This window comes from Pedobacter antarcticus (genome assembly GCF_900103515.1).
GTDB lineage: Bacteria > Bacteroidota > Bacteroidia > Sphingobacteriales > Sphingobacteriaceae > Pedobacter > Pedobacter antarcticus.
The window spans coordinates 1-23360 of sequence record NZ_FNGZ01000009.1 but is presented as its reverse complement, the minus strand read 5'-3'; the positions used below and the strand labels follow the sequence as shown (position 1 = coordinate 23360).

General features: G+C 40.2%; 21 protein-coding genes. 2 read left to right on the top strand and 19 right to left on the bottom strand.

All coding sequences use genetic code 11. The features are described from left to right. Nucleotides 1-3: 3 nt before the first annotated feature. Entirely contained in the window at nucleotides 4-2586 is a 2583-nt protein-coding gene (locus BLR53_RS15750) for a phosphatidylglycerol lysyltransferase domain-containing protein (protein WP_074591090.1), read from the bottom strand. Nucleotides 2587-2763: 177 nt separating this feature from the next. Here BLR53_RS15750 and BLR53_RS15745 point away from each other — a divergent pair, with 177 nt between their 5' ends. Then, a complete protein-coding gene (locus BLR53_RS15745) occupies nucleotides 2764-4224 on the top strand; it encodes a PAS domain-containing sensor histidine kinase (RefSeq protein ID WP_176763553.1) in 1461 nt (486 codons plus the stop codon). 145 nt (nucleotides 4225-4369) lie between these two features. Here BLR53_RS15745 and BLR53_RS15740 read toward each other — a convergent pair whose 3' ends face one another. From BLR53_RS15740 to BLR53_RS15675, 15 genes are all read right to left on the bottom strand, one after another. Continuing rightward, nucleotides 4370-5083: an AAA family ATPase gene (locus tag BLR53_RS15740; RefSeq protein WP_074591085.1), complete on the bottom strand. Its 714-nt coding sequence runs from the start codon at nucleotides 5081-5083 to the stop codon at nucleotides 4370-4372. Next, on the bottom strand, nucleotides 5080-5637 hold the full coding sequence (locus BLR53_RS15735) for a GNAT family N-acetyltransferase (protein WP_074591083.1): 558 nt from the start codon (nucleotides 5635-5637) through the stop codon (nucleotides 5080-5082). The genes BLR53_RS15740 and BLR53_RS15735 overlap by 4 nt, the downstream gene beginning before the upstream one ends. A gap of 118 nt (nucleotides 5638-5755) precedes the next feature. After that, entirely contained in the window at nucleotides 5756-6946 is a 1191-nt protein-coding gene (locus BLR53_RS15730; protein ID WP_074591080.1) for an acyltransferase family protein, read from the bottom strand. 1 nt (nucleotide 6947) lies between these two features. Next, the gene (locus tag BLR53_RS15725) at nucleotides 6948-8015 is read right to left on the bottom strand and encodes a DUF6588 family protein (protein ID WP_074591078.1); all 1068 of its coding nucleotides are present in this window, start codon (nucleotides 8013-8015) and stop codon (nucleotides 6948-6950) included. Nucleotides 8016-8243: 228 nt separating this feature from the next. After that, nucleotides 8244-9215, bottom strand: coding sequence for a DUF6807 domain-containing protein (locus BLR53_RS15720; RefSeq protein WP_074591224.1), 972 nt, complete (start codon nucleotides 9213-9215; stop codon nucleotides 8244-8246). Nucleotides 9216-9257: 42 nt separating this feature from the next. Continuing rightward, complete coding sequence (locus tag BLR53_RS15715) at nucleotides 9258-10616, bottom strand: Gfo/Idh/MocA family protein (protein ID WP_074591076.1); 1359 nt, start codon at nucleotides 10614-10616, stop codon at nucleotides 9258-9260. A gap of 135 nt (nucleotides 10617-10751) precedes the next feature. Further along, on the bottom strand, nucleotides 10752-11849 hold the full coding sequence (locus BLR53_RS15710) for a cellulase family glycosylhydrolase (RefSeq protein WP_074591074.1): 1098 nt from the start codon (nucleotides 11847-11849) through the stop codon (nucleotides 10752-10754). A gap of 79 nt (nucleotides 11850-11928) precedes the next feature. Continuing rightward, a complete protein-coding gene (locus tag BLR53_RS15705) occupies nucleotides 11929-13590 on the bottom strand; it encodes a RagB/SusD family nutrient uptake outer membrane protein (RefSeq protein WP_074591070.1) in 1662 nt (553 codons plus the stop codon). 12 nt (nucleotides 13591-13602) lie between these two features. Beyond that, nucleotides 13603-14886: a SusC/RagA family TonB-linked outer membrane protein gene (locus BLR53_RS20255; RefSeq protein ID WP_218122992.1), complete on the bottom strand. Its 1284-nt coding sequence runs from the start codon at nucleotides 14884-14886 to the stop codon at nucleotides 13603-13605. An 8-nt stretch (nucleotides 14887-14894) separates the two neighbouring features. Beyond that, the gene (locus tag BLR53_RS20250; RefSeq protein ID WP_218122991.1) at nucleotides 14895-16862 is read right to left on the bottom strand and encodes a SusC/RagA family TonB-linked outer membrane protein; all 1968 of its coding nucleotides are present in this window, start codon (nucleotides 16860-16862) and stop codon (nucleotides 14895-14897) included. Nucleotides 16863-17094: 232 nt separating this feature from the next. Continuing rightward, complete coding sequence (locus BLR53_RS15695) at nucleotides 17095-18138, bottom strand: FecR family protein (protein ID WP_074591067.1); 1044 nt, start codon at nucleotides 18136-18138, stop codon at nucleotides 17095-17097. Between the two features lie 136 nt (nucleotides 18139-18274). Beyond that, nucleotides 18275-18868, bottom strand: a complete 594-nt coding sequence (locus BLR53_RS15690; protein WP_051759608.1) for an RNA polymerase sigma factor — start codon at nucleotides 18866-18868, stop codon at nucleotides 18275-18277. A gap of 156 nt (nucleotides 18869-19024) precedes the next feature. Next, nucleotides 19025-19981: an alpha/beta fold hydrolase gene (locus BLR53_RS15685; protein WP_074591062.1), complete on the bottom strand. Its 957-nt coding sequence runs from the start codon at nucleotides 19979-19981 to the stop codon at nucleotides 19025-19027. A gap of 4 nt (nucleotides 19982-19985) precedes the next feature. After that, complete coding sequence (locus BLR53_RS15680; RefSeq protein ID WP_074591059.1) at nucleotides 19986-20186, bottom strand: hypothetical protein; 201 nt, start codon at nucleotides 20184-20186, stop codon at nucleotides 19986-19988. Between the two features lie 70 nt (nucleotides 20187-20256). After that, the gene (locus BLR53_RS15675) at nucleotides 20257-20856 is read right to left on the bottom strand and encodes a DUF4468 domain-containing protein (protein WP_074963903.1); all 600 of its coding nucleotides are present in this window, start codon (nucleotides 20854-20856) and stop codon (nucleotides 20257-20259) included. Between the two features lie 262 nt (nucleotides 20857-21118). Here BLR53_RS15675 and BLR53_RS15670 point away from each other — a divergent pair, with 262 nt between their 5' ends. Further along, nucleotides 21119-21814: a hypothetical protein gene (locus tag BLR53_RS15670; protein ID WP_074591057.1), complete on the top strand. Its 696-nt coding sequence runs from the start codon at nucleotides 21119-21121 to the stop codon at nucleotides 21812-21814. A gap of 49 nt (nucleotides 21815-21863) precedes the next feature. Here the strand turns inward: BLR53_RS15670 and BLR53_RS15665 are convergent, their stop codons facing one another. The 3 genes from BLR53_RS15665 to BLR53_RS15655 form a co-directional block, all read right to left on the bottom strand. Further along, a complete protein-coding gene (locus tag BLR53_RS15665; protein WP_074591055.1) occupies nucleotides 21864-22268 on the bottom strand; it encodes a hypothetical protein in 405 nt (134 codons plus the stop codon). A gap of 440 nt (nucleotides 22269-22708) precedes the next feature. Continuing rightward, nucleotides 22709-22906: a hypothetical protein gene (locus BLR53_RS15660; protein ID WP_074591052.1), complete on the bottom strand. Its 198-nt coding sequence runs from the start codon at nucleotides 22904-22906 to the stop codon at nucleotides 22709-22711. 135 nt (nucleotides 22907-23041) lie between these two features. Continuing rightward, nucleotides 23042-23360: transposase (locus tag BLR53_RS15655; protein ID WP_143007893.1), on the bottom strand; the 319-nt coding region annotated here is incomplete at its 5' end.

The window sequence follows — 23360 nt, the reverse complement described above, 5'->3', positions numbered from 1 at the left end:
TTTTCAGGGTTTCATTACCGTATTAAGTGCAACAGGTAATCTGAGCAGGTCATAATGATTATCATATACTAAAAATTCATCCTCCCACTCCGGTGAGAACTTCTCTTTGAAATCTCTCAAACCATGGTAGTGACGGAAAGAGCGTAATTTTTCGTAACTGAATTTAATTGTCCTTTCCGGAAGATCCCTGCCTTTAATAATACCAGACATCGGAGCCATTCCAAGGTTTAGTTTTGTATATCCTTTTTCTTTTGCATAAGCGATCAGTTCTACAATAAGTACATCCATATTTCCGCCGGGCGCATCATCTGTTTTGCGAATCAAATCGTAAGTGAGTTCTCCGGGGACGTAATCGGGAATAATATTTAGGAAGGCAACGATTTTCTCATCTTCATTTTCCAATGCCAGGACCGTTTGTTTACCAATTTCATCCGCATCAAAAATTCCCTGTGAAAAAACCATTTCAGCCCTTTCAAGACTGCTAAGCCAATTATTGCTTACCTGTTCTAATTTTTGAATGGTGCCGGCTTTGATTGGTGCGTCGTATATTTTAAGCTTATATCCTTTTTTGAGAACACTGCTCATGGCATTTCTTAAAGACTTCCGGTTTCCACCTTCCATCGTGAATCCTGGCAGGTCAACTATTGCTTCCTGCCCGATAATAATATTTTTTTTATTCAACAAGTCAAAAACTTCAAGACCTTTACGATCTATTCTATAATAAGCAGGCTTCAGACCGTTGCGCAGACAGAATTCTTCATACTCCAGAATAATACGTCTGGAAGTTTGGATATCTGATGCACAAACCGGTGTTCCGAGTGCTATAGCAAAGTCGCCGCCTATCCTATAGGAAATAAAGCCGTCCCTGTCTTCTGCGAAGAAAAATAATTTATCGCGGTAAGTTTTGAAGTAATCCACAGCTGAGTTTCCATGTTTTTGTAATAATTCTTCTGCGCGTAAAAACTCATCTTCCTCCGCCTTGTCTTCAAATAAATATGGTTTAATGGAGCCATAAAACACGAGTAATATCGAACTGGCTCCCAGTACTCTGATCGAATATAAAAACAGATGTGCGAAATGCGTACGGGGTTCTAGTCCTCCCGTGTTGAGAAAAATGAAATTGTCAAACGTGCTGCTTACAGATTGAGTCAGGCTGAAATCGATTCCAAAATGCTTCTGGTCCAGAAAATAGAAGCCGACTATCCCGTAAACAGTAACTGCAGTAAATATCCACAACGAAACACCGAGACTGAAATTTTGAAGATTTCGGTTCGCACGGACGTAATACTGTTTGCGGGTTAGCCATAGGGAAAATAAAACAGCAAATGCAAGCGTTGCTTCCTCATAATCAAGTCCTTTGGTAAGATTACCCGCGATAGCAAGCGTGCAGAGTATAACTGCAATATTCCAGGCACTGCGCATTCCTCTCAAAAGAAATGCAGAAGTAATCAGCTGAAGAATGCCGATAAGCAATACAAGACCATTAGACAAGCGTAGCGCCTCTACCGGAAGGAAATCTGAAAGCAACTGGATACGAGTGCCCAATGCCGGCGTAAGTACTGATATAATGTCTACAATACCCAGAGTGAACAAGAGCATTGCCGGGAAGATCCTGAGAAAAAGATTGCCCTTGTTCAGAATAAAACTCATGGCTCCTGCCAGCATAGGTAGCCAGAATTCGAACAAACGATAAAGAAATGTTACAGCAGCGGCCTGTGTTGCACTGAACCCGTAACTCTGAAGAACCAAAACCAGACTCAGTTCAACAGCCCCTAAACCTTTTAGAAATGGCGAAATAACAAGAAAAAGTGTAGCGATAACATAGCCGACTACTGCGGCATCAAAATGACCTTCCAGTCCTAATGCATACATCGCAATGAGCAAATGTGCAATTCCAAGGAATTCAATTCCCAGAGAAATAAGGATAGTCGAAATCAGGCTGGAAATGGAGAAGTCACTGTCAGCAATTTCATCCAGAATCAGTTCGGTATCAGGTTTAAATGCAAGAATTTTTTTATACAGCCAACCTTTCTTATAGAGAGAGATTGTTCCTGTAGTCAAAAGAATGATAGTCAGGGTTAATACGCCAAACGCAATTAGTTCGCCAAACATGTGCTGACGGGTAAATAACAGGTAGATTATTACTGGTATAGTAACCAAAAATACGGTGAATATCCCTATTAGTCCGTAGATGTAGGATGCCAGATTAATCTTTGTCTGACTTATTCCTTTGTTTTCAATCTCTTTAGAAAAAAAAGCCAGGGATGTTACGCCACCGCCGGGTAGAAAGACACTTACAAAGTTTCGCTTAAGAAACAGTCGAAGGCCATCGGTCCAAAGGATTTTTGAGCCGATGGTTTTAAAGCTGTAACTGTACATCAGGGCATGCGATAGGGCATAGAGAACGGTAACAATTAAGCCCGTCAACAGGATCCATTGGTTCGATGACCGCAGTACGCCACCAAGAGATCGAAGTTCGTGCCCCTCGTGTCTGAAAAAGTATATTGCAAAAAGAATGAAGAGAAAGCCCAGTATTTCCTTTGCGTAGTAATTTTTTGATCTTAGATAGTGACGGTTAAACTTCATACGATAGATGAGTTACTTATAACGCTATGTAATAATAATAAATTTTCTTCTTGTTGTGGTAGGAAAATAAAGGGGAATTTTTGCGAAAAAAATGCCGCTTATGTGGGCGGATATATACTTGGCTATTCGTTAACAATTTAAGTATATTGGCTGGGCGTTTGAAATATGCATGCTTTTATGGATGAGTTCAAAGAATTAAATTACGAACATAATGCACTGCGGCTTGCCGAAGAACGAAATGCGATGTTTGCAGCAATCGTGGATTCCTCAGATGATGCAATTATAAGTAAAGACTTGCAAGGAGTAGTAACGAGCTGGAATCCTGCGGCAAAACGTATATTCGGTTATACTGCAGAAGAAATGATCGGGCAGCCGATTCTGAAAATAATCCCCGCAGACAGGCTGGGAGAGGAGATAGACATTCTTACCCGTTTACGCCGGGGCGATCGTGTTGAACATTTTGAAACGCGCCGGATGGCAAAAAGTGGTCGCCTGCTGGATATCTCCTTGACAATATCACCTATCCGCGACTACTTTGGTGGTATTATTGGTATTTCTAAGATTGCCAGAGACATTACACTTCTCAAGCAGGCAGAAGAAAAAAGTGCCGTCCTTGCAGCTATCGTCGATTCTACTGACGATGCAGTTATCAGTAAAGATCTTCAGGGAATTATAACGAGCTGGAATATCTCAGCAGAAAGAATCTTTGGATTTACTGCGCAGGAAATTATCGGTGAGTCTATTTTAAAATTGATTCCTGAGGACAGAAAAGAAGAAGAATATTCGATACTGGCCCAATTGAAAGCTGGAAGGCGTGTAGATCATATTGAGACCAAGAGACTAACAAAGGATGGACGATTGGTTGACGTCTCTCTGACCATTTCTCCTGTTAAAGATACAAAGGGAAACATCATCGGAATTTCTAAAATAGCGCGGGATATTACCGAGAAAAAACTGGAAGAACAGCGTAAAAATGATTTCATAGCTATTGTCAGCCATGAATTAAAAACGCCATTAACTTCCGTTCGTTCCTATGTGCAGCTTGCCCTTTTAAAGGCCAGGCAGCGAGGGGATCTTTATACTGAAAAGGTGTTGTCCCGTGCAGAAAATCAGACAGTTAAAATGACCAGTTTGATCCATGATTTTCTCGATTTGTCCAGATTGGATGAGGGTAAAATGGCCTTAAATTTATCTAGATTTTCGCTTCCGTTATTGATGAATGAGATCGTAGATGAGGCCATAACCCTGGCGCCCCTGCATCAGATATCTTATCAGCTTTGTGAAGAAGTACATATCATGGCTGACAGGGAAAAGATCAGCCAGGTTATGACAAACTTACTTAGCAATGCGGTTAAATATTCTCCAGCCGGGACAACCGTTACGGTGAGCTGCCTGCGGGTTGGAAACGCTATGCAAATTTCTTTTGCAGATCAGGGAATAGGGGTGTCTCCTGCGGACCAGAAGAGACTTTTTGAACGCTTTTACAGGGTGAACAATGAACAGATGAAAAACGTCTCGGGTTTTGGGATCGGGCTTTATCTGGTTACCGAGATTTTAAGGATGCATGGAAGTGTAATTGAGTTGCAGAGCCAGCCAGGACAAGGGTCAGTTTTTTCATTTTCATTGCCTGTTCAGTAACGCTGACAATCAGAATTCAATCTGCTTAATTAAAAATTCTTGTACAGATACACTATATACCGATCTTGCGTTAAAGGGGGGAATGTTTCTGAAGCATAGATAATCCAAGCTGCATTCCGGTCTTGGAACAGGCTGCAATTCCGGTTTAAGATTTATTTTTTAATTCTAAGTTTGTAATTAGTGCAGCTTTTACCTGGGTGAAAGCATCGTCTTTAGCTTCTGCATAGGATACATCATATTTTCTTTGGATAATCTGCATGTGCTCAGGGAACCTTTCCAAAAGTTTATCGTAATAAATATCCAGAACAGACCGCGTAGGCATTTCGAAGCCAATAGTTAATTGAAAACGTCTGAGCAATGCTATATCAATGATTGCTAAGTGATTGGTTGCGCCGATTAATAAAGACCTTTCCGGAAAATAATCTATTAGTTGAATCAATGTATTAACTAGTCTTCTCATTTCCCCGACATCTTTATCCTGATGATCACGTGCTTTGCCTATCTGATCAAATTCATCCAGAAATAACACGGCCTTTTCACGTGCAGCTTTGTCGAAAACCTGTTTGATGTTCTGTGAAGTTTCGCCGATTCGTGAGCAGATCACATTACTCAGGTTGAGGATCAGCAAAGGTTTCCCTAAAGCATTGGCGATTGCTTTGGCTGTCGTTGTTTTACCGCAGCCTGAGCTGCCATGCAGCAATAATTTGTTATTTACTGGAAGACCGTATCGGTGTAGCTCTTCTATATAAGAATACTCCTTAATGAGCAGTTCCACACTTTTTCTATTTTCTCTGTTCAGGAAGATATCGTCCAGCTTTGTCTGCTCTTTATCAAAAATAATCAGATCGAAAATATTCATTCGTTTTTATACTTTGAATTGTTCCTATTATTCCATTCCTCGCTCTCAATTGCATATACAAAGTTTAATTTAGGTGATTCTCCAAAATATGTAACTTCCTGTTCAGTAACTTTCCGGGCTCCTAAACGACCAATAGCTATTTGCGAGCGGATGTTGCTGGCACCGATATGAAAGGATACTTTTGATACAAATTGGAAAAGGTAATCCAGCATCATTTTTTTTACTGATGAATTGATACCTTTTCCCCAGTACCGGGTAGCATAAAAAGTGTAACCAATCAATATGCTGTTATCTGTTTCGTCGTAATCGTAAATTCTGGTACTTCCCGCGACATCTCCGGTAGCTTTATCTATGATTAAAAAAGCACCCTTACTCTGAATTGCTCCGGTAAAAAAGTTTTGAAATACATCTTCTTTCCAGCGGTCTTTATTAGGGTGTTGCTCCCATATTTTTGGATCTGCAGCTACATTATATAAAACCTTGAAATCCTGTTCCAGCAAAGGTTGCAGCATAAAGGTCTCATTTTCTAAAAAAGGTTGAATATTGAATTCCATGGCTAATTCTAATTTCTTTCTGATGGTATCAAAATTAGGTTAAAATTGAAATACGTATGTAGTCCAATTATAATATAATAAGTAGTCCAATTACCGTCAGGCTATTCGATAAATAATTTTATTTGCCCCAAATTCTATTTATAAATTTCCTGCTGGGGCGCTCCACCCATTGATAGGTAACGTATGAAATAAGCACAAGCAGGATTAAATATATGATGCAATAAAGCATTCCACTGGAGAAATCAATATTTTGTTTACCTCTTCCTATGCCAATAGTTCCCGGCAAATATATACCATGCGAAAATGGCTCCTGAAGAAAAATCTGCATCAGGTAAATAGAATAGGAAATATTTCCCAGGAACTGTAGAATTTTCCCGCTGCAGATTTTAGCTATTCTGCCACTATTGGCTGTAAAACTGAGTACCAGAACTGCAAATAGAGAAACAGTGATTCCATCATTTAGAGAAAAGTGCATCGATACAATAATCCCAAGAATTATAAACACAGAAATCAGATCTGAGGAAAACGCTTTTCTGATGGCTTGCAGTTCATAAGCAAGGTAGATGAGAATGCCAGTGGTAAATCCGGCTATCCCGCGGATATATCCATAGTCAAACGTTGTATTTAGATTATGTGGGACTGGTATTGCGGGGTTTATTGGGTTTTTTCGTGGAAGTACATACATAATAGAATAGTAGGCAGCTAAAACCAGAACTGCAAACAGGATAATCGAAACAGCCTTTTTCTTATTAATGCAGATTGCAATTACTGGAAATAGGAGGTATGCTGCCCACTCCGCGCTAATACTCCAGGAGGGGATATTCCACGAGTATATCTTTGTGAATCCAAAAGAGTGGAGTAACAATATGTTTGGCAAAATATCAGATGGCTGTTCCAGAAGAATAGGTGGATTACCCCAATCAGTAATCCAGCGTACGATTACTACCAGTAACAGGAGCGAAAAAAGGTGAAGTGGGTAGATCCTTGCAAACCGGGCGACCAGAAAGTTCTTCAATGTACTTGCCTGTATTTTGTCTTGAAACTGATCGCTATACACATGTAGCATGATGAAGCCGCTCATGATGAAAAAGAGATCTACCATAAGGTAGCATTTTTCAAAGAACATTGTTTGATCGGCGGGAACGAAGCGTGCAGCAGCCATTTCGAAATGGAACACAGCCACTAATAATGCAGCAATGCCACGTAAGGCCGTTAATGAGGAAAGATACGCTACTTTTTGAGTTGTATTTTGAATTGATTCGGTGTTTACAACCGTTATTACCCCGGCAGATTGAGAAGTTTGGTTCATATTATAGTCCGACTCCTATGCCAGCGTTTACAAGTCTGTAGTTACCTTCAATTCCATAAGAAGCATATAATCTGATGATGGGAAATCTAAGCTCAAAACCCATGTCCGCACGAAAACCGTCGACGTATGTTTTTTCAATTTTAACCGGATCTGTATACGTTGTGTATAAAATCTGGTCGGACGTTACATCTGTTGCGATAGGATAATTACCTTTTATACCAACTTCCGCCTTGGAAGTGTTATAACCCAAGGCTACATAAGGAGTGAAAAATGAAATCTTTTTAGAGAAAATTGCCTGAAACAAATAATTGTCGAATTGGCCGTATATCTTCTGGTTACTAAAGTCTGTTGATTGCTCTTTATCGGCAGGAACTGCAAAACCCTCAGGCTGCAAATTTAGACGTTTTTCGTATTTAAGACTGTTATAACTGAAAGCTACAGCGAAGTCAAAAGGCACAGATAGCCCCGCAACTGCGAAATCTTGCGCAATGTTATGTTTAATACCAAAACCAATTAGTGATATAGATCCAAAATCCTTGTTTATTTTCACTTTCGGCATTGCCCGAACGGTAAAATCGGTATTTTGAATAAGACCAACAGTGGCCTGTATCTGGGGTGTAGGTACTATGTCCTCAAATATCCCCCTCGGTAAATGGAATGAAGTAATCTTCTTCCCGTTATCATCGTAAATATTCATTTCCGGACCACTTGTATTTCTATTGCCGCTGAAAGTGGGGGAGATTACTTTACCAGGAACTGCAGGACCGATATTACTTGATAGACCGATCTTGCTTACGTTGAAAGATTTGTCAGACGCTGGTACCACTACACCAGTAGCCGTAACACGAACATCAACATGAAAAAGATCAAGTGTTTTTGCACTGTTGGTCCAGCCGCTATTCATTCCCAGACCGAAACCCTTTAACAACGGCTTGCCGTAGGCTTCAACTAATTTAGTGGCATCGGCGGGGCCAGCTTTTAATAACTGTTCGAAGCCATTTTGTGCCTTTAAAACACCAGGAGAGAACAAGAGTAATCCAGCAATAATAAGTAAGCGTCCTTTTTTCATTTTGATTTTGCTATAATTTGGTTTCTGTGCCCAGAATCCTTCACAATCAGTTCGATCTCCTGTGATTTTTTTTCAGAAAGCGTGTTCGTAGTGATAGCATTAGGTTAATAACTGCTAAAATACCAGTTTGTTGTATACAGATTTTAATTTTATTTAAACAAACATAACAAAATGCCAGATGATGAGGTAGAGAAATCAATTCATCTGGCACTAAGTCGGTAACAACGTTTATTTTTTGGCAAAACTTCCGGCAAGTGCGTTAAGTTGAGCTGCGCTTATAGTTTGTCTGCCATTGTTAATAACAATCCGATATCGGAAAGTTACCGACTCTCCCTTTTTAAGATGGAGGTTCTTCTCGGATTTACCGTTGGTGAAGATCTTTTCGCCAAGAGGATTAGCAGCAAACAAACCATATCCCCGGGCATGCCAGAAAGTTGGGTAATTGATGTTTTTAGGGTGGTCTATGATACTGATGCTTACCGAATCAGCACCCATCTTACCAAAAACTTTGCACCAGACGGCTCTGGAACTCCAGGCATCGTTTCCTGTTTTGCCGGTGCTGGTTACATAATTTCCAGTCGCTAAACGGTCCTTGTCAAGTAGCTTCGCATCTTCGGCATCAGGTATCTGAAGTTCATGGGCCAGGCGTATTCCGAGCATTCCATCTTTAGCGTCATTAAAAGCGGCATCTTTATTTGCTTTTAAAGTCGTAAAACGGTCAATTATACGCTGGTCGCCATCACCGCTAAATTCATATCGGGTTGTCTCTTCCAGTATAATATCTTTTTGTTCGTTAGTCCAGTTCGCGTGGTAAGTTAGTACACCCGTATCGCCACTTTTTGTCTCCAGAATACGATCAGTTCGTATCCAGCCATACAGCTTCTTTTTATCTGCAGGGATAGCGTAGGAATTATTCCAGAAATCCAGACCGTTCACACTCTCAAAGTTAAACCAAACTCCGAGATGATGCGGATGATCGGTTGGGTCGCCCGCTCTTGACTCCAACGGGAAACTGCGCGTAACGACAGTACCGCTGGCTGCGCGCAGCGGATAAAGTACCGGTTTTTCCAGTGAATCCGGATATAGGAAGCTTGTAAAAGGCCTTCCCCCGATGGAAATATCCACTTTATTTTCATTCGCCGATTTCAGCACTTTAACCTGCAGATTCTTTTGGGCAAATAGAATGGGAGCCAAGGTCATAAGCGGTATAAAAAAGCTCAAAATTTTAAATCTGATCATCATTTAGTATTTAAATATTTTGCCATTTGCTATAACTTCTTGTCTTTTTTCGTCAAATGTTGCTTTATAGCCAGTGTGTACTGCGGCAGTAGTCATAATATTCGCTATAGAGTGACTATAACCAGCTTCCACTGGTGCATTTGGTTCTTTACGGCTGCGTACACATTCCATCCAGTTACGTATATGATTTGACGTCATAATGTCACCACCGGTGTTAGCAGAAGCAATTACTTTCTCTGTACTCTTAAGGCTAATTTCCGGAAGCAGGTTTGGCTGCATATTCATCGCAGCAGCCATGTTCTTTGTTAAGCCTCCTTGAGGAGAAACTTTGTTGGTGTTCAAGTTTAATTCGCCCCCATTTGAATAATAGATCTCTGCGGGATTCTCATCTCCATTATGCATCCGAGAACTGAAAGTAACCTGAAAACCATTTGAAAGATCATCAAGCGGGCCGTAATCAAAAGCAGCCAAAATGGTATCCCAGTTTCTGCGGCCGTCTTTCCATTGGTAAATACCGCCATTGGCCACCACACTACGTGGATGCTTAAGTCCTGTAAACCAGTGTACAGTATCAATCTGATGACTCATCCATTGGCCCGGGAGCCCAGAAGAATACGGCCAGAACAAACGGTACTCTAAATATTTTCTGGGATCAAAAGCTTCGTAAGGCCGGTTCATGATAAATCGTTTCCAATCGGTCTCATCCTCTTTTAGTTGTCCTATTAGTTCGGGTCTGCGCCAGCGTCCCGGCTGATTAACATTCCATGATAATTCAACCATAGTAATGGGGCCAAATTTTCCTGAGCGGATGAAATCATTAGCAGCATGGTAATTGGCACCGCTTCTGCGCTGTGAGCCAATCTGAACAATTTTTCCGGATTCTCTGACAGCCTTAAGTGCGGCACGGTTTTCTTCCATGGTTTCAGCAAATGGCTTTTCAACATAGGCATCACACCCTGCTTTTACAGCTTCAATAGTATGATTGGCATGCTGAAAATCTGCAGTGCTGATAAATACCGCATCAATTGTATTGCTATTATATAATTCCTCATTGTTCCGGTAAGCTTTTACATCATTCTGCATTTGCTTTTTCCAGACTGCAGCACCTTCCTCCCTGCGGTTTTTCCAGATATCTGACACACCGACAACTTCAAAATTAAGTTCTTTATAGTGGCTCATGAAACTTGGAATATGTGAACTTTTGTGCCTGTCAGAAAAGCCCACGACACCAACCCTTACGCGGTCATTAGCTCCAATAATACGTTTATAACTCTTGGCATTACTCCAACTGGTTTTAGGAAGCAATACACTGGCGCTAGCCAATGCAACTTGCCTGATAAAAGTACGGCGTGATTTTTCCATGCTGTTTAAAAATGTTTTGGTTTAGGTTATTTCGAGATTGTTTTTTAGGGGCTATTTCAAATATCGAAGAAATTATACAAAAAGCAATATTATTTTTCTACGATTAAATATAGCAAAGGATAGCGCGATTTTACACTAGTTCTCTTCTGATACTCCAGTTAAGTTTTTGATTACCTCGACCTCATCCTTTTTATATGGAGTACCATCTTTGCGGAAAATTTCGTGGAACCAAAGTTCTGGTTCTTTACCTGCAGGGGTCGGCTTGTCCCAGGTATATTTTGTATTTGTTTTTCCATCAACAAGTCCCCAGTTATAAGCGCTGATGTTTTCCTTTTTCAAAAGAGGCATAATTGTGCTGAATAAGCTGTTTCTGGATCTGGCCATGTATTCTGTACAAACCAGCGGACGCTTAGACACACTTCTAAGCGTATCTATCGCCTGCTGATGTTCTTTTACACCATCATAGTTATGGTAAGTGATCACATCAGAATTTTTAAGCTGATAGTCGGTCAGTTCTTTCAGCTTGAAATCCCAAACGCCCGCAGAAAGTGGCTGAGTGGGGTTAACAGTGCGCGCCCATTCAAATACTTTCTTCAATAATGGTAAACTTTCATTGCCATTTTTAGAATTTCCAGGCTCGTTATAAAGATCCCAGAGTACAATACGCTTGTCGTCTTTAAACGTAGTTAAAATGTCCTTGACATAAGCTTCCAATACTTTTTCAAGTTTAGGATCCTGTTGATAAAGTGGTCCAGGATCTCTTACCCAACCAGAATTATGTACTCCGGGCTTGGGGGCTGGCTGGCGCCCTATGGTATAGGTAGGATTCCAGCAATCGTCGAAAAACACAAACAAGGTAGAGATATGGTGTTTTTCTGCTATGTCAAGGTAAGTAGACACTCTTTTCTTGAATCCTTCCTTGTCTTGTTGCCAGGCAGCATGGTGCAGATATACGCGCATAGAATTCATCCCGATTGCTTCTGCCCAACCGAGTTCTTTGCTGATTGTTTCAGGGTCGAAAGTTTCTTTTTGCCACATTTCTAACTGGTTGATGGCAGTACTTGGGGTGAAATTACTTCCCCTTAGCCAGCCCCATTTTTTTTGCCATTCCTGTGCCTGTGCTACCGACCATATTGCTCGTGGAGAAGGGCCCGGCTTTTCTTGCTGTTGGGCGAAGGACTTAGATACCAGCGGCAGTAAAATCAGGACTAAGTAGATCTTTAAATTTTTCATAATATTTGTTTTTAAGATGAAGCTATTACCTCCTGTGTTTTGTCAGCACAGCCGGCACATACCGCTCCAATAGTATGCATTAATAACCAGGATTTTGAGTAAGTACCGCTGTATTGTTTCTTTCTATCTCATCTGCAGGAATAGGCCATAAGTTATATTTTGGTAACGCATCACTGTAATACGGATTGTGTTTTTTTACACGGTCATACCATAGGCCTAAACGCATCAATGTTAGTCTGCGTTTTTCTTCGACACCCAATTCGCGCATACGCTCATCCAGAATATAGTCAATATTTACATTGGCGGCGCTTACATCAGAAGCATTGGAGCGACTACGTACAGCGTTTATATCTGCAGCAGCAAGGGCGTTCTGGTTAAGTCCCATATAAGCTTCTGCTCTGATCAGATAGGTTTCTGCCAGTCTGAACATATATTGATCCAGATAAGTGCCACCCGCAGTCGCTTTCAGCAGACCATTCGCAGGATTTGCAATTAGGTTTAAAGGGTGTCCGCCTGGTGTAGTAGATTTGGCCTGAAAGGCATAAAATGGCCTTGAAGGCGTCGTAATTCCCGATGGCGGATTGGCAGTAGATATAATTGTGTTATAAAGTGGAGAAGCCGGATTGGTAGCCTTAAAGTCCCTGACAAAGTTAATATTGGCGTTTCGAATATCATTGTTAAAGTCACTTTGCCAGATCACATTACTAAAGTAATCAGTCGAAATGGCCCAGCCTATTCCACGACCACCGGTAAGGTCACTTACAGGATGTAGAAAAGGGTTAGGGATTTTAGTGATCTGGGCCAAATAAGGTGCGTGATGTCTCTCCAGGAGGTAATTACCAGCTTGTCCGGTTGATACAGCTGAGCCCCCTGGAACATCTGTTTCCAATTGAATTACCCAAAGACCTTCCATATTCCCAGATTTGCGGTTTTGGTTACCTGGTTGAAAAAGATCCCAGTATACATTACCTGTAGCCACAGTCGATTTTGTGCCAAACCGGTTCCGCATTAAACTTACAGGTTCTTTACCGATTACCGAGGTGGCGGCATCCACCGCATTTTGGTACTCACCAGCAGCAAGGTAAACTTCAGCTAGCAAATGGGCAGCTGCTGCGGAGTTAATTTCGCCATCCAGAACGGCATTAATAGGGGCCAGGTTAGCCACGGCATATTTCAGATCTTCAATACACTGCGCATATACCTCTTCTTTAGTGGCACGGACATAATCTGTCTTTGGCACGCTGATTTCTTCTAATGCCAAAGGCACCCCACCATACAGGTAAGCCAGGCTACGATATGAAAATGCCCTGAAAAAAGATGCTTTTGCAGTCGCTAGTTTCTTTTGTTCCTCTGTCATTTCCGAAGTAGATATGCGGTTGATTATAACATTGGCTTCAGAAATGATCTTATAAAATGCAGACCAGTGCGTAAGGGGAATGTTACGGCCCCCACTGGGCACATAGGCTGCAGCCATATTGGTATGCCTTGCCGGGTCAGGCTGTCCATCATAGACAATGTCACAGCCATATAAATAGTCAAAAGGATAGTTTTCATCCCTGGTGTAAAATTCGGTGCGTGTTACCCTGTACATGTCGTTAATAGCGATCGTAAAATCTGCATTCGTGATATAGGCGTTGGATGAGCTTAAAAAGTCTTTGGGTGTTTCATCCAGATAACCCTTCTTGCAGGAAAACACCGAAATGGAAATAAACAGGGCAGTTATAATAGATATTTTTTTCATGTTCAATACGATTTAGAAGGTTAAATTAAGTCCAAATGAGTAGCCCACCAGCAGTGGACGACCATCTATATTCAGGCCGCCCTCGCTTATTTCCGGATCCCAACCCTTCCATTTGGTTAAGGTCACGAGGTTCTTTCCGCTGGCAAATACACTTAGGTTTTGAATTTCCATTTTCTTGGTGAAACTGTTCGCTATCTTATAGGACAGCGTGACATCCTGCAGGCGGATAAAACTGCGGTTGCGAAATACGGAAGGATTGATTGTTGGGGCTTTCTGGAACATAGGATACTCTCCGTCAGGGTTACCTGGACTCCAGAAATCCACTGCACTCAGATAGTTCCATCTAATGTTATTGTCACTAAGCATCCAAGACTGGCTATTGTTGCCCAGGTATCCTTTATGGCCACCCTGAATCGAATTGATAAATATACTTAAGCTGAAGTTTTTGTATTGAAAACTGTTTAGGACACTAAACCGGTAAGCCGGGTCTTCGGAGCCGAGTATCGATCTGTCAGCTGTATTTACAACACCATCACCATTTAGGTCTATCACCCGGTAATTACCCGTGTTATAGCCGACGGGCGCTGTTTCTCCAATTTGATAAATGCCATTGGTCCGGTAATCAAATACAGCGTTGATCGGTTGGCCAATGAATAACTTACTAGCGACTAAGTCACCAGTGCCAAGCAGCTTCATGACCTTGTTTACATTTCTCGAAAATGAAAAAGTTGTATTCCATTTAAAAGATCTGCCATCAATATTTTTAGAACTCAGACTAAGTTCAAAACCTTTATTGGCAATCTCTCCAATGTTTGTATTTATTTTGCTGTAACCAGTAATATTCGGAATATCCACACTATATAGAAGATCTCTGGTTTTTCTACTGTAGTAATCAAAACTCCCGGTTAGACGGCTTTGGAACAGGGTGAAATCCAGTCCTGTATTCAGTTCATAGGTGCGCTCCCATTTGAGATCTGGATTACCCAGTATATCTATATACTGACCATATTGGGTGGTTCCGCCGTCTCCAAAAACATAGGCAGGTTGAGTTGATACTTTGCTCAGTGAACTGTAACGGCTAGTTTGATTTCCACTTACGCCGTAACCTACTCTCAGTTTACCAAAATTAAGCCATGGAAGATTTTTTAGAAAAAATTCCTCTGTGAATACCCAACCTGCAGAGGCCGAAGGGAAAATTCCGTATTTACTATTTTTTGCAAAGCCCGAGAATCCATCGCGTCTCAGGGTGGCGGTCACTAAATATTTACCGTCAAAAGCATAGTTTATCCTCGCCATCTGGTAGTTTAATGATTCTGACCATGCGTTGAAGTTGTAAATCTGTTGGTGCCCTGTTGCAAATTATGATAGCCTAAAGTAAGCCTGGTGAATCCGTTTGCTTTTGCCTCGGTGGATTCATTTTGACGTTCGATAGCTCCATACACCAGCGTTGCGTTTATGGAATGTTTATTGAAAGTGCGGGAGTAGGTGAGAATATTATCCAGCATATAATCATAATACTGTTGGTTCTGTTTGTAGGCCTCACCTGTAAGACCGGCGCCATATTTACTGGCAAAATAATGGTTATCGGTGCGGGCATTATTACCGAAGTTGAACCTGTAGTTTAAACCTTTAATGAAAGGAATATTAGCGTCGGCATAAATATTGGCGAAATAATAATTATGGCGCTCATAGTCATCTACATCATAGGTAAGGAAGGGATTGGATGAATTGTTTCCTTCATAAGGGTTTGGTTTCAGTGTGCCGTCGGCATTATATGGAGAGTTCAAAGGCGATGTCCGTCTCAGGTCGGTAAGTCCCGGCTCGGCACCATCCTGGTTCACGAATGAACCAAATGTCTGTAATCCTATTTTTAACCAGGATGTCGGTTGTGTCTCAATATTTGCACGCAAACTTTTACGTTTAAACAGATCATTGATAATATATCCTTTCTGATTGGTATACCCTCCGGAGATCAGATAACTTACTTTCTCTCCTCCACCGGAGATACTCAGTTGATTGTCTTGGATAAAACCTTTTTGACTACCAGCCTTATTCCAGTTAAAATCAGTGTCTACAATCTTGCCGTTAACATCGCGCTGGGAAATATCTACTTTATTAGCCAGATTAAAATCGGGGTTGGGTTGCGTATATCCGGGGGCAAGAAAGGCTTCTGTATAATACATTTTCCGAACCTTTTCAAGTGTTTCTTCCCTGTTCAGTGGTCTCAGGTTACCTGAAGGATTTTGGGTGGTATAAGATGAAGAGAAGGAGATCCGTGGTTTTGTGTTATTTTTACCTTTTCTACTACTGACCAGGATTACGCCATTCGCTGCCTGTGCACCATATACAGCAGTTGAAGATGCATCCTTCAATACGTCAATTGATTCTATATCATCCGGATTAATTGATTCCAGTGAATTATTATATTGTATACCATCAAGAATGATGAGTACATTTCTATTACCATTTATCGTATTCTGACCTCTGATTGTTATTTGTGGTGTTGAGCCTGCTTTGGTTACCGGGCCTACGTTCAGGCCTGGCACTGTACCCTGAAGATTTTGTGCAATATTTGTATTCGGGGCATCCCTGAAAGGTTCGAGATTCGCACTGGTGACTGCTCCGGTCACAGTTGTTCTTTTTTGCTTTCCGTAACCCACCACCACAACTTCGCTTAGATTGCTTTGATTGAGTGTCAAGACTACATTAATGATTTTTGACTGGGCGACGGCTCTTTCTTCCTGCTTATAACCGATATATGAAAATACAAGTATGGCCTGTTCGTTGGGGACAGTAATTTTATAGATCCCGTTTGAATCGGTTACTACACTGGAACCTGCATCCCTCATCTTCACAGTTACGCCTGGCAAAGGATCTCCGGTCTTTTCGTCTACCACTTTACCGGTAATGGCAATATCGGCCATGATATTACTCTGTATACTCTTTACGGACTGCTTTTTTGAAATGATAATTACGTCATCAGCGGCCTCATATTCCAGATTTAACGGTGCTAAAAGCTGATCGAGCAGTTCCGATAGGGGACGTAATTGGCTAAAGGCATTCACCTTCATTTTAGCGTCCACTACACGCGGGCTGTAAACGAAATTGACGCTGTAGTCCTTCTCCAGTTGCTTTAGAAGCCGGTCAAGGTAAATGGATGGCTCATTAATAGTGATTTTCGTTTTCAGAACTGCTTGCGCCTTGGTGTCTTTTGCAAGCGTAGTGCCAAATACTAAAAACAAAATAGTTAACTGTAAAAATGTTATTCTCATAATTTTTACGAGTAGATCTTTATATTTCATATTTTTGAATGGGTTATAGTGATTATCAACTCAACAAAAAGCCCCGGCACAGCCTGAAAAGGCTGCGTCATCTAATGGCTGGAATCATTTAGAGGGGCTTGCATTAAAAACCGGTAGTACTTCGAATACTATCGGTTTTTTTATGAATTATGGTTTCTATATCTTCATACGCATAGGATTTAGGTTTGTGGTTTATTTGGGTCTATTTTATAGAGATGGTTCCATCTTTGAATTCGTAAACTGCGTCAATGGCTTTACAAATGGCGCGCACTTTCTCATCCAGCGGTAACTTTGACAACGAGGCTGTCACAGTCACCTCTTCATATTTTTCCTTATCATAACTGATTGTTACGCCGTAGGCTTGTTCCAATTTTTTAATAATAACCGGGAGGGGGGCATTGGTGAATGAAAATTCCTTTTTAGCAAGTGCAGGTGAGAGAATAAGGGGTATGCTCACTGGGTTTGTTTTAAATGATGATAATTTAGGTTGATACACCGTTTGGAGGTTAGGCGTCAGAATTACCGATGCCTTAGCGCTGCCATCAGCACTTTTTTGGTTGTTGGATACCTCTACTTTACCCGTGTTCACCATAACCCGGAATCCATTGTCGCCATCGTAAGCGCTAACAGTAAAACTGGTGCCAAGTACCTTAGTTACCATATTGCCCGTATGAATCAGAAATGCTTTAAGTGAGTCTTTCCTTACTTCAAAGAATGCTTCTCCCTTTAAAAATACTTCACGATTCGTACTGCTGAATTTTAACGGATAAGTTATTTCCGAGCGGGATTTTAAAACGACGATACTCCCGTCAGCGAGCTGAAGGAGTTGCGGTGTTTGTTTATCATTGTATACTTTAACAAGGCTGGATTGTGTAGTTGCCAGAATATCAGGGGACTGTCTGTTTTGTTTGAAAAGGATCGTTCCCACAACAAGCAAGAGTACAGCAGCTGCAGCCGTCCAGCGGGTAGATAACTTAAATAGGCGAGAGTGCTTTGGCGTAATAGAATGGAGAAAACGTTCGGACATATCTGCTACGTCCTGATCTGACAATTGTTTGTCGTTAGGCTTGATCTGCAATGCCCTTATAATTACAACAGCCTTTCTTACGTGTTCGCGGCGGTCTGGATTTTCGCTTAGCCAGGTTTGCCAAAATACCCGGTGTTCGGGTTTTGGATTTAGTACCCATTCTATAAAAAATCCATCGCACAGAAAGTCTTCCGCTTCGTAGTTCCGGTATTCGTTCATAAGGAAATATTTGGTTAATAGTAATACCCTGATACTGCATCATATTACCCCTGTTGCAAATGTTTTTTTTAGATATTATTTTTAATGTGTTGTAAAACAGCGTTTTAATTTTACCGATAGAGAAGCGAAATGCTGGTTAAGAGCGGTAAAGCTGCAGGGTTGTGGCGAATAATAGGAATAGCACGCTCCAGTCTGCCCGAAGGCTCGAGTAGGCTTTTTGGAGTAGGTTGTGAGCAGATTGCTTGTTAATATTCATAATGCTGGAGATCTGCTGAATATCCAGGTCTTCAAAAAATTTCAGATAAATTATTTCCCGCTGTCTTGCCGGCAGCGTTTGTATGGCCTTCCTGACTTTCTGTGCGAGTTCCAGGTTGGCGGTATCAGTAATCAGTTTGCTGTCAATGGCAAAATCTAATACGAAGCCGTAGTCTTCCTCGAGTAGTTCCTCTTTGAACCATTTGTTTTTTTCACGCAGAACCCGGTTCCTAATTGCTTTAAATAAGTAGGATTTAATGGTAGAATTTTCACTAATATCAAAGCGCCGGTTCCATAAATCAAGATAAAGTTGCTGGATACAATCTTTGACAATGTCTTCATCCGGACAAAACCGATAGCCAAAATCGAAAAGCTGCTTAGAATACTTTTTGATCAAATCAGTATAGGCACGCCTCTGGTGATCTTCCTGGCGGGGTTCCGGCAGATTTTCCTTAATTATTTTTTCTCCGTTCAAGAGTTTTGGTTTATTGAATCAGGTTGTATTGACCGAATAAAGCTATAAGTTTTTTGTAATTAATCAAATATTTGCTGGGATTGGACGGGTGTGTTTTTTTTTAAAACCAAATGAGCTAAATCGCTTTAACGATGAATGGGAGGAGAGGTGAAGAATTTAAGCGAGCGGGGCTTTCAATTTTTCTTCCATTATACTCCTCATTATTTTTAGGAATTGACTTTGCTGATCTACGAATGGGTAGTGGGAACAATTTTCGATAATATAGAGTTTTTTCTTACCGGTAATTTTCTCTAGATCTGAGATTTGTTTGGAAGAGAAAATGCCGTCATTCGCTCCATAGATAGCAAATAGTTTTACACCCTTAGTTGACAGGCTTTTTAAGATAGGCTTTGTATCAATATTTACGTGGGATTCATTCTTGTAAAATAAAACAGGCGCCTGATTATTGCGTATGTTGGACTTATAAAAGTCGCCAGTATCATATTCTTTGTTTACGTTTTTCGACTCTTCTGTAGGCTTGGGCATTTTGAAATATCCAAAACGAGAGGCAATCTCGTATGTTAGCTGACGATATTCAGCCCCACGTTTATCTAAAGTATTTATATAGTTTATCTTGCGTATGGATGCTGTATCATTTTGTGCTGTAGCCGTCTGTGCGCCCGTACGAAGTATATAGTCATAACTCTCCTGTTGCGCGAAAAGAGCACCTACCAAGATCAGCCGATCAACTTTTTCTGGATTTTGATTCGTAAATAAGGTCGAAACAATTCCTCCAAAACTATGCCCTATCAGGCTTACTTTTTTTAGCCCATATTGTTTTATCAGGTTATTTAGATCATGAGATGCCTCATCAAAGGTAAGATTAGCTGAACTATCTTTGGAACGGCCTTCACCTCTTCTGTCATATACGATCACATAGAAACCCAGGTCTGCTAACTTTTGTGCAGTGGTACCTTCAAATAAAGTTGAGTTTCCTCTGGGGCCGCCATGTATATAAATCAGTGGTGGGTTCTTGCGGTCTCCATAGACTTTAGAATATAGGTTTTGAGCAAATAGCGATTGGAAGCAGGTATATACAATGAGTGTGACTAGTACAGATATTTTAGTAAACATAGAATTAATAGAGTAGGTTTAGCCATAATGGCGGTGTCGGAACTTCAATAGTAACTCTGGATGAAAATACAAATTTTAGCGGATGGGCAATTGAATAATTTGGATATTTTAAAATAGCAACAAAAATACTAATACCGGTTTTACCAGACAACAAAGAGAAAAAGCCAGATTTATATTGTTTGTTTAATATATTAATCATTTTCATTGCAATTGTTTATTATATAAAACAATGAAAAGATAATCTCCCTGATCTCAAATCAGGGAGATTATTTAGATTAAAAATCTGTATCAAGCTTTTTTGACATCTCTTTTTGGACTAAATTAAAAGTAGATAGCATCTTGTCATTAAGTGTTTTCAACACTCTCATTCTTTGTCGTTTACCGTTTTGCCTAGAATTAGCCAGGGAACCTACAGGTTTACTTTGCGATTGGAAGTCCGAATATGTCTTATATCTGGATGATTGGCCGTACGTATACTGAGGAACTTCCATTTTTATTTTGTATTTATCATCCTTAACTATGATCGACAATACTGCATTAAAATAATACTGATCAGTACTTGGATTTGAGCCGAAGGCACTTAAAGCTGTCATATCACTGATATCATAGAAATTGTTGATACTGCTAATTCCAGCTTCTGCATCATAATTCGAAGTCCCCATTTTATTGTTCGCAAAGGTCTTCTGAATTGCTAGTTTGGAACGTGAAAATAACTCTTGCTTTGATGTATTTGGGAGTTCAATAACTGCTTCTACATATACTTCGTTATCCCTCAGTGGTAAGTAATCGCCTAGAGCTACAGTATCTGCAACCTTACTTCCATTTCTAAATGTACTCCAGGTTATCGCATCTTGCGCATAAGAGCTTAAGCTCATTGAAAGAAATACTAAACTTGAGATCGTTAATTTGTTTAATTTCATTTTTTGGTTATTAAATTTAAGGATAAAATTAACAATTTCCTGTGGAATTTATTAGGAAGTTTATTGTAAGTAAATTGTTTTACGTTAATAATGTTGTTTATCTTAGGAGTATAGATCTAATCTTAGACTGGACGCTGATTAAATGTCAGCAGGCGCGGTGGGTGGGCTATATTAGTACCATTAATTAAGGTTTCCGATGCAGAAATAATTGAAATTTATGAAGACAACTAATATCCCGGAGTTTTCAGCACTTTGTCATAAGGTCATTATATCTAAACTAGATATAAAATATGTAGATGAGATACAAACATTTTGTAGCGCATGCGAAGGCCACGCGGAACTGGATTCTTCAAGAATCGAAGCTAAAAATCTGCTTAGTCTTGTATATGTCAGTAATGGACTTCCTGAAAAATCCCTTGAAGTAGGTTTAGAGTTATTGTCGCAATTTTCAGATGAAATGCTTAGCAAGTATAACAGTACAATATCTGGTGCAGTAACCAGAAGTACTGATCTTGGACGAATGGATGAAGTCCGGCCTTTTGCGCTCAGATATTTGATAAATAAAAAAGGCAAAGATTGGGGCACCTTATTAAAAGTGTTGATCTGGTATATCAGATACTATCCAGATGCTCCAGAAATCTCTAGTGAGTTCAAAGAAGTTTTTTCAGGTATTTCCTCTACTATGGGTCATTTACCTGATTCATCTGCTTCACTTACAGATCAGGTAAGTGCCTTATCTGAAGAAAACGCGAGAAATGATAAGAATCTGAATCAATTTAGCAAGATCTATTTTGAAACAGCCACAGAAAATGAAGAACGGGTATTAGCAGATTACTTAAGTACAAATCCCTTATTTGTTTATAAGAAATTTGCATTTGATATGATAAAAATGAAAAACCGCGTTTCCGAGTAAACTGGAATGGGGCAACCAGAATACCGACCCTGAACGAAAATGGAATTAATTACGAAACTATAGGGCAAATATCTTCTTTTAAAACCCAATCATTACCTTTCTTTTTATAAACGAGAACACTTCCCTGTCCGCAACGTCCACCACAAAAGAAATACTTTTTTAAAATAGCAAAATTTTGATCTTTAGAAAAAATAGGCTTTGAAATGACGTAGAATGTTTTGTCTAATGTTTCCCCATCAAATGGCGCAATATCTCTAGAAATGGAGCTTCTTTCCCGGCTGCTTAATATTTTCACTGAATCAGTACTGAAAAATTCTTTTGACCAGGCTATAGTATCTGTTTCCTGTGCTTGAAAGGTTTCTTCAAATGGAATTTCAAACTTATATTTATTTAATATTTCAGTTAAGCAATCTCTATTCACGGGTCCGTAAGAGGACTGCGATATCTGTATCATTCCTTGCGAATCAATAGATTTAATCTAGGTGCTCACTAACGATTTAGTTAGCATATTCTTCGCTTCATAATTTGAATCACTTTTACATCCGATCGTTAGGTAGATTAACGATGCTATGGCTAGCAGAAGTCGAGTTTTCATTGAATAGTTCTTTCGTGATTTGCAATCTAGCTTACTACGCAATTGCATTGTAAAAAATTAGATTAAACCCCATAGTTTACATTTGAAACCATTTGAGAGTAGATTCATCTATTACACTTACGGATTAGCTTGTTGCTCTCACTGATCTCTGAAGGGGGGGCTGCATTTTTAGATCTTTACTATCCTGGTTTCTAATTGAATTGGCTTTTACTCTTTATCCGTTACAGACTTTGGTAACATCAATAAAAATGGTAAAGCTTTTGAATAGTCCAGATGCTGATATTCCAGACCTAAAGCTCTTATATTATTATAATAGATTCCCCTTCAATTTTGCTGGAATAAACTGATGCTACAGCATGATTAAAGTTAAAATCATCTGTAGAAAGGGCGGCATCTTCTAATTTGTTAAAAGATTTGAGCAGAGCATTCCCAGAAACAATCTTCTTGTATTGCTCATACAACACTTTGGGGATTAATTGTAAATTTATTGTTCCCATATAATTATTTCTGAGGTTTATCCTTCAAGAAAGGGATTAGCTCGCTTCGCTCGCTGATCCCGGAGGGGGGGCTTCAAACAGAAATGCGCTCGCTTTGCTCGGATCAAGTCAAAAACTTGTGGACTAAGGGTGTTTTTAAGCATAAAGTTGGGTGAGGCGATACAAGAAAAACTCAGTGCTTCTTACTCCCCTAAACTGGCTTCTAAATGCCTTTATCTTTGCATTGAAAGACTCAGCTGAAGCATTCGTGGAACGACTATCAAAGTAGTTTAGGATGGTTTCATAATGGTGCTGAATGGATCTTGAAATCGTATTGAACGACTTAAAGCCTGATTGCCTTACTGCCTCATGCCATTTGGCAAGTCTTGCCAGACCATAAAGTTTGTCGGTGGTTTTCTCGAAGATGTTACTCAGGTTTAGGCTTAAGTTGTAAGCTTGCTTAAGTTTAGGATAT